Raw genomic sequence first — 370 nt, 5'->3', positions numbered from 1 at the left:
GATTTCGGCTGTTCGCCAGATTCCCGTTCGCCATCAATCCCCTGTGGGAGCGAGCCTGCTCGCGATGGCGGTGGGTCAGCTTGCATCGATGTTATTTGTGCCGCCATCATCGCGGGCAAGCCCGGCTCCCACAGAGATTTCGGCTGTTCGCAAGATTCGCGTTCGCCATCAATCCCCTGTGGGAGCGAGCCTGCTCGCGATGGCGGTGGGTCAGCTTGCATCGATGTTATTTGTGCCGCCATCATCGCGGGCAAGCCCGGCTCCCACAGAGATTTCGGCTGTTCGCAAGATTCGCGTTCGCCATCAATCCCCTGTGGGAGCGAGCCTGCTCGCGATGGCGGTGGGTCAGCTTGCATCGATGTTATTTGTG

The 370-nt window shown here is 60.0% G+C and carries 1 pseudogene; it reads left to right on the top strand.

Annotated features, from left to right (window positions below):
- Positions 1 to 370 (top strand): annotated as a pseudogene (locus tag ACODTO_RS29575) (hypothetical protein); the annotation flags it as partial.

The sequence above is a fragment of the Pseudomonas sp. FG13 genome (assembly GCF_057809755.1).
Note: the sequence above shows the minus strand (reverse complement) of the source record. Positions and strands in the feature narration are given on the sequence as shown.